The organism is Selenomonas ruminantium subsp. ruminantium ATCC 12561, assembly GCF_000424065.1.
Taxonomy (GTDB): Bacteria; Bacillota; Negativicutes; order Selenomonadales; family Selenomonadaceae; genus Selenomonas_A; species Selenomonas_A ruminantium.
Map to the genome: position 1 here is coordinate 1 of NZ_AUJE01000055.1, position 11,697 is coordinate 11,697.

Genomic DNA, 11,697 nt, shown 5'->3' on the forward strand with positions numbered 1-11,697 from the left:
TTATCCAATGCGGCGTAAAACCCCGAGCTTTAGCTCTGGGGATATAAGCCGCGTCCTGCGAATTTACGTAAGTAATTGAAGCAGGACAACTGCTAACCTTTCTCGAATAGTAGACTTAGCTAAAGAATACGGAAGAAAGGAGAAGCCCTGCAAAGATAGAAACTGGACGAATCGAAAACCAAGGCCTACGGGCAACCAGTTCTTAGCGGGTTGAGGCCATGTATGCTGGCCTGCCGTAATTTAAAGACCTTGCGGCTGCAAAGATAAAAAGCTTTCAGTATACAGATACCGTGGGACACACGGGAATTAACGCTTGGGGAAATCGTGTAGGACGCTTAGGCTTAGGTCTGAGTGCAGTGGTTGTCGAACCAAGAATCCCCTAGATTTATCTATTGGGAATGTCAAAAAGCTATTCTCATGTAAAGCGTTAATTACAAGCAGAGAGGGCTGACCGGTCAATGCCCCCGTCCCCCTCTGCTTGTTTGATTTTTTATTGCCTTTTTATGTACTGCGTTCTCTTGCCTGCCTTCTGCATAATCAAGGCTCCTTCATCACACATCTTCGTCAATATGGAATATGCTTTGGTCGTTCCTACGGACAATGCCAACTCCACATCCTTGCGGGTAATACTACCTTGTCTTTTTACAAGGTTCATTATAATTTCCTTTTCTGTCTCTGTTTGATATGATGTCACTGTTTCTGACTGTTCCCCGATGTTGAGATTAAATAATGTAGCCTTGAAGGCCCCCTGTGCTGATTCAAAAACAGCCTTTTTCTCACTATTTTTGTACAATGCCTTGATACGTTTTATCCCCGTACCATAGCTTTCGACCAGTTTCAGCCGATAAAAAACATTTGCCAGGCATGCGTTACGCGACTGGGAAACGCCCATCAACACGGCCTCCATAGATAACCCCGGCACCAGTCCACCTAAGGACAAGAATTCAATTCTGTCATCATAGATATTCACCAGTGTACTACCATTGAAGCTGTAATCACGATGAATAATCGCATTGAGTAGTGCTTCTCTGATTGCCGCCATGGGGTAATCTCTCTGGTCATTACGTCGCAAACCATCAATAGTTGACTTAACAGCTATGTTTTTATCCAGAAAAGCATACCCTTCTTCCAACTGTGACAACAAGGACCCTCTAAACTCCTGATGATTACGGAAAACAACATCATCCGTCCCTTGGAACACAGCGATTTTTAGCGTATGCTCACATTGGTCAGACATCAATAGCGCAAGATTGGTATAAAGACCATCCTCTCCAATCATATTCAAGGTACGCATCTGCACAGCTCCACATTCCATGTTCCGCAAAGCCATTTCTTTCTGAAAAGCACCAAATGTAAGGTCCTGATTAAGACTGCGGCCTGTTTCATAAGATTTGCCATAGGATTCCACAATCATATCCCTTATACCGGCCTCACTTAGGGGCTGGGAAGATGTCCCACGACGTACATAAACGCCATTTGGTTTTAAGCCCTTATCCTTAATGTAGTATGGTCTGGCAGAACCAATAGCCACCTCCACGGCAATCACTGTTTTATTATTCCGTTCAATGGCACGAATCTGTACAAATGGCATTACATCTGGTGCTATGCCATCTTTAAGACTTCCAGCCAGCCGCAGCATTGTGTCATCTGAATCCTCTACACCAACGACTGAGCCATCATCATTTATCCCTATATACAAGGTTCCACCCTCTGTATTAGCAAAAGCAATAATATCTTTGCGGAGCTCTTGAACGTATGTACGCTTGTACTCCACATCTACATTTTCCCGATTGGCCATAATTCGCTCCTTTCGCTTTCTTTCGCTTTCTTTCTCATTATAAGAAAGAAAGTGAAAGAAAGCAAGGAATAAAAATGGGACTGTTGCCAATGATACGCCACATCTTCCGGCTATCTGGCTGACATTTTCGTTATGGTGACGAATTTTCTCGTTTATCACCTGATACCGCACATAGTCCCTGTCTTCTTTATCTGCTGTCTTAAAGGCTGCCTGTACCTCCATCAGCGTTTCCAGCAGTTTTCTGTACCTCCGGCGCTTATCCACCAAAGAATCCAACCACATCTGGTTATACTTCAGATTTTCCGTATCGCAAAAGGTGTTTATGCGCATATCCAGCAGGTGAATCATGTTCCGCACTACATTTGGCCGGTAAATATCTTCCTCGGTAAGATTATAGCTGCTCATGGTGGCAATGGACTGAAGGATGAACTTATTCCACTTGTGCAGGGTGGCCTCACAGACGAATAATTCCATGGAAATGCGCTGGAAGCTCTTTCCATCCCGGTATCTGGCTATGGAAAAAGCTCTCATTTCCTGCGTCAATCCCATCTGGACAATATCCACCACGGCCATGTTTATCTTATACCGCTGAAGACTTAAGTATGTCTGGTAGCGCTTGCTGTCCTCCGGCTCCAGCTTGCAGAAATCCGCTAAATGCCAGAGCTGTCTGCGTTCCTTGTCGCTTATCTTGAATCTTTTCATGATAGTCTGCTCGGCTACATACATGCCAAGGTCTGGACTTAGTGCGTTCATCAGAAATCCTCCTGTGGTTTATGCCTGAAACTTGCGGTATCTAACTTTGCTACATGGCACATTTCTTCCAGTCTTGACGAAATTCTACCTGCCTGCTTGTTTTCTATGGCTTTTCCCTGTTTGTCTATAATGACCAGATAATCCTTTAGTTCATTCATGGAATAATTTGAGGTGATTATGGTCTGCAACGCCTTAGTATAACGGTAATCGATGATTTCCTGTAAAATTCCCATCGACCATTCTGTCCTGCTGCTTGCACCTAAATCATCCAAAATCAGGCACTCAGCCTTCTTCACCAGTTCCATCAGTTCATTGCTCTTCCCCGCTTTGACGAAATTACCCTTGATACTGCTGTAAAGCTCCGGCAAAGAGACAAACAAAACAGAAAGTCCCTGTTTCAAACGTTCATTGCCTATGATGGATGTCAGCTTTGTTTTGCCGGTTCCACAATTGCCCCATAGATAGAGTGACCCATACTCCATTGAAGTTCGCTTTAACTATGATTTTCGCAAGCAAATTCTCAAAATGAAGAAGGAATATGATATTGAATATCCAACCCAGACCATTCTAAAACTGGATGGCAAGTTTTCAATACCCTTATACACCTTCCTCATAGCACAAGCCGCTCTAATCCGTGAGCAGCGTACTGCTGCCGAAGCCAGCGATGTATATGTTATACGAGTTGACAAAGATACATTGCTTAGACGATTAATTATACAAACCGCGTAGCAATCTTCAACAGTCGTAGCTTACCCTTGGCTATAAAATACCTAAATGAAAATTCTGAATTATATATTGAGAATGGTATGCCAGAAATCATAAAAGAAGGCAGAAGCATTGTTGCCTATGAATTCAGAGTTCACATCACAACGTCTATTGAAAAACCGATATTTGCCCGTTCACTTATCAGGAGTAAGTTAGACCTTATCCCGGAAATGGATTATCTATCCGCGCGTCTTCTGAAAATGGGCGTTGCAGAATCACATGTCAAGCATTTCAATGCTGAAACAAATCCTGATAGATTACGAATTTGGGGAAATATGCTCTATACATGGTATGCAGTAGGTGATAAACAACCTGCCTACTTCCGCAAATCATACGATGAGAACTGGTTTTCTGATATATGTGGTAACGTTGTAGAGAAGATTTTCAGGCTGGTAATGCTAGAACAGTCAGAAGTTGCTGATGAATATATGAGAGCTATTGATGATGAGTATACCAAACGTGGTGTACCGCAAAATCCGCACTTCGTGGAAGAATTGCTGAAACACATAGCGGCTCATAGAAATCACTAAGTACAACAAAAAAGTCCAACGTTGGACTTTTTCAGAGCATGACTAATAAAAAGGACAATCCTTTACATATAGGACTGTCCTTTTTTCTCACAATAAATGAAGTGATAGTTCAAATGATAGATTTTGCATCGAGGATTCGTGCCCCATACCCACTTTGCTAGACACCTTAAATGAATGGTAAAATACATTCATGGGGTGATACGATTAAATAAGTACAGTAATGAATTTAAGGAAGAAGCCGTAAAAAGAGTCCTGAGCAGTGTTCCTGCCAATCAGGTAGCCATAGAAATAGGTGTCAACGTAAGTTCCCTATACACTTGGAAAGCCAGATACCTGAAACACCCGGAGCAGCCCTTTGTAGATAGTGGCAAGCTCCGTGATGAAGATGCTGAGCTCCGCAGGCTGCAGAGGCGAAATGAAATACGCCTTCTGGATAAGCCCGTCTAGTCCAGCATTCATGCTGAAAAATGCCCCAATGCTGTTAGCAATCAGGCAAATATCCTCCTGCTTTCTCGCCAGTTCATCCACTGCTGCTCGAATTTCCACCCTCGTTTCCCAGGGGGAAAAGGTATGGTAATCCAACCCAATAACTTCATCATTCGGAAACTGCGGCTTGTAGTGCTCGCTTTCGCCGGCACTTCCACTTTTGCCATGTACGTATAATATCTGCATTCGTCTTATCTCCCAACAAAAGTTTTCCAATTCTTAGAACAGCCTTTGATTTCCATCTGCAACTGTTCCAAGAATCTCGCCGCATGCCCGCCATCCATCTGCACGTGATGGAACTGGAAGGACACGGGCAAAACCGTTTTGAAAAGCCCTTGGCGGTATTTGCCCCACATCACCAGCGGGTTGGAGAATTTTTCTGTATACTGATTCACAATACAATCCAGTTCTGTCTGTATCATGGCCGATGTGCCGATAATCATGCAATCTTCGATAAAACTGCTTTTACATTCCGTCGCTGACCTTTGGGTGAGTTCCAAATAATCCCGATTGAATTGCTCCAAATCATCAGCAAACGGAATGTCGCAAGAGTTAATCCCACTCTGCTTGTTGGCCACAATGACATTTATAGCCATCTTGTCATAGCGAAATAGCTTTCCATCTTCAGGCAACAAATAAAACTCTTCTATCCTGCTGGCAGCTCTGCCGATACACCAGCACATCAGTGCCGTGAATTTTATACCACTCTTTTTCCTCATTTTCAGCAAAGGGCTGACATTCAGCGTCTTTACCAATGTCACCATCGGCATGGGCGATGACATCCACAAGGAAAAGGCCTCTGCACGGCTGCTTTCCTGGGGTGAAATCTCAGTTTTCATCATACCTCCTGCCTTTCAGACACCAGACCGTTTCTTCGGCTTGGACAGTTCAAAGCTCTCGTCTATTCTTCGCTGGCTGACCTTTACATGAAGCCTAAAACTTCCCGCCAGCAACTCCTCTGCGTAGAAATAGGCATCTCCATCACGGAGTAAAGCTAACTGCTCCAGCTTATCTGCCAGCAGCTATGGCATTTCCCCGGCTGCCATCTCATGCCATACATCTGTCTCTCTCATTTTTTCCTCAGTTGACGTTTCAGCCATTCCCTAAGAACCATGGCATGATTCTCCTGCTCATTCTTTGCCGCAAATACCAGCGTCAGATTCTGTGATTTCAGCAAGTTCTGGCATTTGCCCACAAACACCTCCGCAACTTTATTTCCATCCAGTTCTTCGATATAAGCCTGGGAAAACCCTTCGAAGGGCATTTCTCCCTGATGATACAGCTTGCGTATTTCCGTACTAGGCGTTATTTCTTTGGCCCACTCGTCAAGATGAGCAGTTTCCTTCTTTATTCCTCTGGGCCACAGCCTGTCCACTAGCATCCTGTACCCATCCTGCTCCTCATGGGGCTCATATATACGTTTCAATAATATTTCGTGAGTCATATTCCTTACCTTCTTACATAGCGAGGCCCTTCCTCGCCTATGATTCCACTGGGAACAAAGCCACATTTTGCCAAAACACGCTGCGAAGCTGTATTATCCTGCTCTGTTTCGGCCTCTACACGTAATACTCCAGCCTGTTTCAAAGCCCAATTCACAGCTGCTTTAACGGCTTCTGTAGCATAGCCCTGTCCTTGGAATTCATCGATTATACCATACCCTATTTCCACGGAACCATCTTCATTAAAGCCCTTGAAAGACAAATCTCCAACCTGCACACCATCGTGGCGTGTCACCATCCATATTGCGTACCACTCTCCCCGCTCAGGATGGGCCAGATAACCATCCAACATTTCCTGATAGGCTTTTCTAAGTTCCTCATCAGTCTGCCTCTCGATAATCTTCTCCATTTCCGATTGTGAGGTTATATATAATCGTAGCCGTTCCGTTTCTAATTCTATACGCTTCATAAATTATCCACCCGCTCCAACAAGTTGTTGACATACTCCCACGGCTAGAAGGCCGTGGGATTCTAGCGTCATTGAAGAATGCCTCTCTGACCTTAATCAGAAAGGTCTTACAACCTCTCCTCTAACGGACGATGCCCCGCCCGTTTTATGAATTTAAGCGGCCTCGAACTGACGAAGCCCTTCTCGAAGGATATTCTTTGCTGCATTACGGTCTCGGTCTATGTGCTGCTTACCGCAATTTGGGCAATTCCACTCGCGGATACGAACATCTTTGATTTCTTTGTTCTGGTATCCGCAATCGTGGCAGAGCTGACTGGACGGAAACCACTTGTCTATCTGAATAATGGTAGTTCCGCGTCGAGAAGCTACGTATTTCAGGATTGTTAAGAACGCAGAGAAACCATAATCTCCGACTTTTTTGCCATGCCCTTTCTGCATCCATCGCATATTCAGCGATTCTAAGCAGATAAGGGCGTATTTGCTGCACAACTCATAAGCAAGATGCCAATGATAGGCTTCTCGCTGGTTCGCTATCTTGCGGTGCAGGCGGGCTTGCTCCTTGAAACACTTCTGGATATTCTTGCACTCCCAGAGCGGTCTCTTATAGACAGTGGCTTGTCCTTTGCCCTTTTTAACGAAGTGGTCTGTATTGGCAAGAAGTTTGCGGGATACCTTCCTCTGCATCTTCTTGAGTTTGTTGCGATTCTGCTGGAAGAACCGTGGCATATCTACATCGTCTTCCTCTGTTGGAGCAACAAGAATATGGTCTTTGAGACCGAAATCAAACCCGATACTTTTACCAAATCTGGGAATGACGGTATTCTGTTCCACCTGACAGACAAAGCAAACGTAGATGTCACCTACGGCGTCCCGCTTAATCGTTACGGTCTTAATAGTTCCTTCGATTTCTCTGGACTTATGGTAGCGATATTTCTGTCCGTTGATGACGATGGTGTGGTTTTTCTCGTCCAGCTTCCAGCCAGCCTGCTTGAGCGTGAAAGATTTGGTCTTGCGAACCTTCCTGCACTTAGGAGGACGCTTGTTCTCCTTACGGAAGAATTTCTCATAGCCAAATTCAATACGCTCTGCAACATTCTGGACAGCTTGAGAACCAAACTCCAAAAAGTAGCTGAACTTGGGAATCTTCTTCAGCTTGGTTATGTGCTTCTGGAGCCTTGCCTTCTTCAAGTGTTTTTGATACAGGCGATAATACCGCTTGTGGAGTTTGACGCAATGATTGTATGCCAAGCCAGCAGCGTTAATCTGCTTATGCAATTTTCTGTTGCGATGAGACCGATACAGCTTGAACTTGAGCGTCTTCATCATTGTCCGCCACCTCCTTAGGAATATTATATCATTTTAAATTTATGTTTACTGAAATTGCGTCAAAAAACGGCATTCATCCCACGGTTAAAACCGTGGGCTTTCTGCCTTGGTTTCTGTAAAACACTGCCCATCAGTAAATTATCGTCGTATATTGCCCTCATATCCACATGGAAAAGATTTTGATGAAATAAACTTACACCCTAAATGTAGCAAAACTTGAGCCTGTTTCTGGGAATTTTTTCCTGTTTTCCCTGTTTTTTTTAATTTTTTTAGAAAAAGACCTCAAATCCTTGTCTAACGTGGGCTTGCGTAAATATTTTTTCCTGAAATACTTACCACTGACCCCAAATAATCTTTTTACTACTGCGATATTGGACAGATGTATCAATATTATGAACAAATATAATCACCAGAAAAAATCTTCCCCTCACCTATTTCATGATATAATCCAATCAGAATCATCAAAAACGTAAAAGGAGTTTGCTCTATGAATGATGTCACTATCCGCAACGCGACCTGCGAAGATGCCGAGGCCATCCTTACTATTTACAGCTATTACGTGAAAAACACCGCCATCACCTTTGAAATCAGCATGCCAACCCTTGATGAATTCCAGCAACGTATTGCCGGAATTCTCACCCGCTATCCCTATCTTGTTGCCATAAGGAACGGCATAATTGTCGGCTACGCCTATGCCGGAGCTTTCGTAGGCAGAGAAGCCTACAATCATTCAGCGGAACTCACCATCTATCTTTCCCCAGAGGAAAAAGGCCATGGCACGGGCCGCAAGCTTTACACAGCTTTGGAGCAGGAACTTTCCGTCATGGGCATAACCAATCTCTACGCCTGCATCGGCTCCCCCATTACGCCTGACGAATACCTCACCCACAATAGCGAAAATTTCCATGCCCATCTAGGCTTTACCAAAGTTGGCACCTTCCATAAATGCGGCCGCAAGTTCGACCGCTACTACAACATGATTTGGATGGAGAAAATTCTGGAACTTGTCCCCGATACAAATTCGTGACAAATAATAGATACCCATTTCACAGGACATGATGAGTTTGGCTTTTTAGGAATCCCCACCTACGCTTTCCCCTTGACATAAATTCTAAGCCATGCTATCATACGAAACGTTACATCGGAGGGTACATTATGTGCTGGATAAGATGGCGGTTTGCCGCAATCTTATCCAGCTTTTTGGTTTTAGGAGGTTTTTATGACGACACAGAAACATTTAGGGACAAAGGCTTTGGTAGGTTTCATTGCCTTTATGAATATGTTTGTTCCTTTATCTATCGACCTATATCTCCCGGCCATGCCGGAAATGGGCAGCCATTTTCAAGCAGGCAGCCTACTTGTAGGCATGACCCTTACAGCTTTCTTTTTGATGTTTGCCCTAAGCATTGTCTTTTTCGGCCCATTAAGCGACAAATACGGCCGCCGTAAAATTCTTATCTCTAGCACGGTTCTCTATATTGCTTCTTCCCTTATCTGTGCGGCAGCACCAAATGTCTATGTGCTGATTGCCGGACGTATTCTGGAAGCCATCGGTGCCGGTGCCATTATCACCGTTGCCACTGCCCTTATCAAGGAATGCTTCACCGGCCAGTCCATGACCAAGATTCTGGCAGTCACCCAAGCTCTGGGGGTTATTGCTCCTATGGCAGCCCCCATACTTGGCGGTGTCCTGCTGACATTTACTTCCTGGCGTGGGGCTTTCGTACTTCTGGCAGGACTGGGATGCGTGAATCTCGTTCTCTCCTGCCTGCTCTCAGAAACATTGCCGCAAAATAGCCGTTATCAGGGCAAGCTTCTGCAGTCCTTTTCCCTCCTGGCTGGCTTTGTGAAGTATAAACGCTTTTTCCGCATGCTCATTATGTTTGCTATGTTGGCAGCCCCATATATGGCCTATCTGGCAGTTTCCTCCTTCGTGTATGTGAGCTACTTTGGCCTGACAGCACAGGAATACAGCTACTACTTCGCCGTGAACTCCGCAGTTGCCATCATTGGCCCCGGCCTTTATCTTTGGCTGAAAAAAAGTTTTGCCAATCGCCAAATCATCATCATCAGTTTCGTCACCGCATCCATCAGCGGGCTGCTAGTTCTACTGGCAGGCAGCATGGCGGCTATAACTTTCCTCCCCTTTACTTTTTATAATAATGTTTGTATTTATAAACATTTTACGATATAATGTTCATAAATACAAATGTTATTATGGAGGAAATAGATAATGGGCAAGAAAATAGTCCTGACACCGAGCATCCAACGAATCCTTCAGCGTATGGGAGAGCAAATCAAACTGGCCCGCCTACGCCGTAATATATCGATGGAAATAGTTGCCGAGCGTTCCGGCTTGGGCAGGACAACCGTTTGGGCCATCGAAAAGGGCAGCCCTTCTGTTTCCATGGGAGCCTACGCAAAAGTCCTACATGCTATTGAAGGAATGGATAAAGACTTGCTACTGATTTGCAAAGATGACGCTAAAGGCCGCTTGATACAAGACTTAAACTTAACTGTTGCACGTAGGGCACCAAAGAGGAAGAACGATGAATAATAAGACGATATACTGCTACTTGGACGATTACTACCGCGGCCAAATCCTCCTTGGAAATTTATATGTACAAAAAGCTCGTGGGAAAGAAGTATATTCCTTTGAGTTTACGCCTGATTTCCTGGCGAATAAGGAACATTTGTTTCTGGACCCGCAGCTGCAAGTTGATATTCCTGGCCGCCAATATGCGGACAATCAGTTTTTCGGCATGTTTTCTGACTCCTGCCCAGACCGTTGGGGCAGGCTTCTTATGAAAAGGCGTGAAGCTATCCGGGCCAGAAAGGAATCCAGGAAACCCTCTGCCCTGCTGGAAAGTGACTTTTTGCTTGGAGTCCACGATGAAAGCCGCATGGGAGCATTACGTTTTCGTCTGGAACCTCAGGGTGATTTTCAGGTCAATGATGATTCCCTAGCAACGCCCCCATGGACGGAGCTGCGTCAATTACAGGATGCGTCCCGAAATTTCGAAGATGACAACGGTTTCGACGAAACATGGCTCTCCCTGCTGATGGCTCCCGGTTCTTCACTAGGCGGTGCCCGTCCCAAGGCAACTGTTGCTGATGAGAAGGGCAATTTGTGGATTGCAAAATTTCCCTCCAAACACGACACAGAAAATGCTGGTGCCTGGGAAATGGTAGCTCACGACTTGGCCGAAATGTGTAACCTGAACGTGGCGGAAGCTCAGGCTTTATCCCTGACCAAGGAAGGCACCACTTTTTTGGTAAAACGGTTTGACCGCATAGGAAAAGCCCGAATCCACATGGCCTCTGCTATGACCATGCTGGGCAAAACCGATAGCGATCAAGATGCCTCTTATCTTGATATTGCCGACTGGCTGACAGCACATAGTGCCAATGCTTCTGCTGACCTGAAGGAACTTTGGTGTCGCATCGTGTTTAACATCGCAATCTCAAATACAGACGACCATCTGCGGAATCATGGCTTCCTTCTGCATAAGGACGGCTGGCATCTTTCCCCACTATTTGATGTAAATCCTAATCCCTATGGCAACAATTTATCTTTGGGCATTACCGAAGAAGATAGCACCCTGGATATGGACCTGGCTCTGGAAATGGCGGAATTCTACCAAATCAAACAAGCAGATGCCAAGAACATTATCGCCAACACTAAGAGCGTCGTAGCTGAGAACTGGCATATCTTGGCTAAAAAGTATGGTCTGTCCCGTACAGCTATAGAGCGAATGAGCCCTGCGTTTGAAGGGAACTGTCTCTAACTTTTCTTCTTCCGCCTATATAATATCTTTTAATGTTTGTAATTGTGAACATTATCCTGTTTAATGTTCGTACTTATTTTGCTCCACTGTCGGTGGTGCTCCGCTTAACATCGTGAAGCAGTATATCGAGAGCCAAAAAACATCGCAAAGGAAGTGAGAAAATGGACAAGTACACAATGGGCTTCAAATTCAGAATATATCCGAACCATGCCCAGCAAGAACTAATTAACCGTACTCTGGGCTGTTGCCGATTTGTGTTCAATCATTTTCTCGCCATCCGTAGAGATGAATGGACTGCAAACCATAAGTCTGTAACCTACAATCAGACCAGTGCCATGCT

The 11,697-nt window shown here is 44.8% G+C and carries 14 protein-coding genes and 2 pseudogenes; 9 read left to right on the forward strand and 7 right to left on the reverse strand.

Features of this window, described 5'->3' with window-relative positions:
* Nucleotides 1-490: 490 nt before the first annotated feature.
* Complete coding sequence (locus G598_RS20100; protein WP_211221596.1) at nucleotides 491-2,551, reverse strand: RNA-binding domain-containing protein; 2,061 nt, start codon at nucleotides 2,549-2,551, stop codon at nucleotides 491-493.
* A complete protein-coding gene (locus tag G598_RS18130) occupies nucleotides 2,551-3,033 on the reverse strand; it encodes an ATP-binding protein (protein WP_051180376.1) in 483 nt (160 codons plus the stop codon). The genes G598_RS20100 and G598_RS18130 overlap by 1 nt, the downstream gene beginning before the upstream one ends.
* A gap of 43 nt (nucleotides 3,034-3,076) precedes the next feature.
* Between G598_RS18130 and G598_RS20105 the strand changes: the two genes are divergently transcribed.
* From G598_RS20105 to G598_RS20475, 3 genes and pseudogenes are all read left to right on the forward strand, one after another.
* Nucleotides 3,077-3,280, forward strand: a complete 204-nt coding sequence (locus G598_RS20105) for a hypothetical protein (RefSeq protein ID WP_026767511.1) — start codon at nucleotides 3,077-3,079, stop codon at nucleotides 3,278-3,280.
* A 26-nt stretch (nucleotides 3,281-3,306) separates the two neighbouring features.
* On the forward strand, nucleotides 3,307-3,846 hold the full coding sequence (locus tag G598_RS0114310) for a hypothetical protein (RefSeq protein WP_211221597.1): 540 nt from the start codon (nucleotides 3,307-3,309) through the stop codon (nucleotides 3,844-3,846).
* 174 nt (nucleotides 3,847-4,020) lie between these two features.
* Nucleotides 4,021-4,203, forward strand: a pseudogene (locus G598_RS20475) (transposase); the annotation flags it as partial.
* Here the strand turns inward: G598_RS20475 and G598_RS18135 are convergent.
* The 5 genes from G598_RS18135 to G598_RS0114335 form a co-directional block, all read right to left on the reverse strand.
* Nucleotides 4,156-4,518 (reverse strand): alpha/beta hydrolase, encoded by a 363-nt coding sequence (locus G598_RS18135; protein WP_245582824.1) that lies wholly within the window; start codon nucleotides 4,516-4,518, stop codon nucleotides 4,156-4,158. The pseudogene G598_RS20475 and the gene G598_RS18135 sit on opposite strands and share 48 nt — an antisense overlap.
* A gap of 5 nt (nucleotides 4,519-4,523) precedes the next feature.
* Nucleotides 4,524-5,174: a CatA-like O-acetyltransferase, family 2 gene (locus G598_RS0114320; protein WP_245582825.1), complete on the reverse strand. Its 651-nt coding sequence runs from the start codon at nucleotides 5,172-5,174 to the stop codon at nucleotides 4,524-4,526.
* 227 nt (nucleotides 5,175-5,401) lie between these two features.
* Nucleotides 5,402-5,776 carry a DUF488 domain-containing protein gene (locus G598_RS0114325; protein ID WP_026767514.1) on the reverse strand — a complete coding sequence of 125 codons (375 nt, stop codon included), beginning with the start codon at nucleotides 5,774-5,776 and terminating at the stop codon, nucleotides 5,402-5,404.
* 5 nt (nucleotides 5,777-5,781) lie between these two features.
* Nucleotides 5,782-6,243 (reverse strand): GNAT family N-acetyltransferase, encoded by a 462-nt coding sequence (locus G598_RS19155; protein WP_026767515.1) that lies wholly within the window; start codon nucleotides 6,241-6,243, stop codon nucleotides 5,782-5,784.
* A 153-nt stretch (nucleotides 6,244-6,396) separates the two neighbouring features.
* The gene (locus tag G598_RS0114335) at nucleotides 6,397-7,569 is read right to left on the reverse strand and encodes an RNA-guided endonuclease InsQ/TnpB family protein (RefSeq protein ID WP_245582827.1); all 1,173 of its coding nucleotides are present in this window, start codon (nucleotides 7,567-7,569) and stop codon (nucleotides 6,397-6,399) included.
* A gap of 487 nt (nucleotides 7,570-8,056) precedes the next feature.
* Here G598_RS0114335 and G598_RS0114340 point away from each other — a divergent pair, with 487 nt between their 5' ends.
* From G598_RS0114340 to G598_RS19165, 6 genes and pseudogenes are all read left to right on the forward strand, one after another.
* The gene (locus G598_RS0114340; protein ID WP_026767517.1) at nucleotides 8,057-8,596 is read left to right on the forward strand and encodes a GNAT family N-acetyltransferase; all 540 of its coding nucleotides are present in this window, start codon (nucleotides 8,057-8,059) and stop codon (nucleotides 8,594-8,596) included.
* A gap of 192 nt (nucleotides 8,597-8,788) precedes the next feature.
* Nucleotides 8,789-9,763 carry an MFS transporter gene (locus G598_RS18145; protein ID WP_051180378.1) on the forward strand — a complete coding sequence of 325 codons (975 nt, stop codon included), beginning with the start codon at nucleotides 8,789-8,791 and terminating at the stop codon, nucleotides 9,761-9,763.
* Nucleotides 9,764-9,802: 39 nt separating this feature from the next.
* Nucleotides 9,803-10,126 carry a helix-turn-helix domain-containing protein gene (locus tag G598_RS0114350; RefSeq protein WP_026767518.1) on the forward strand — a complete coding sequence of 108 codons (324 nt, stop codon included), beginning with the start codon at nucleotides 9,803-9,805 and terminating at the stop codon, nucleotides 10,124-10,126.
* Nucleotides 10,127-10,145: 19 nt separating this feature from the next.
* Nucleotides 10,146-11,357: a type II toxin-antitoxin system HipA family toxin gene (locus tag G598_RS0114355; protein WP_245582828.1), complete on the forward strand. Its 1,212-nt coding sequence runs from the start codon at nucleotides 10,146-10,148 to the stop codon at nucleotides 11,355-11,357.
* A gap of 76 nt (nucleotides 11,358-11,433) precedes the next feature.
* Nucleotides 11,434-11,514, forward strand: a pseudogene (locus G598_RS19555) (IS200/IS605 family transposase); the annotation flags it as partial.
* Nucleotides 11,515-11,533: 19 nt separating this feature from the next.
* On the forward strand, nucleotides 11,534-11,697 hold a 164-nt coding region (locus G598_RS19165), incomplete at its 3' end, for a helix-turn-helix domain-containing protein (protein WP_245582829.1).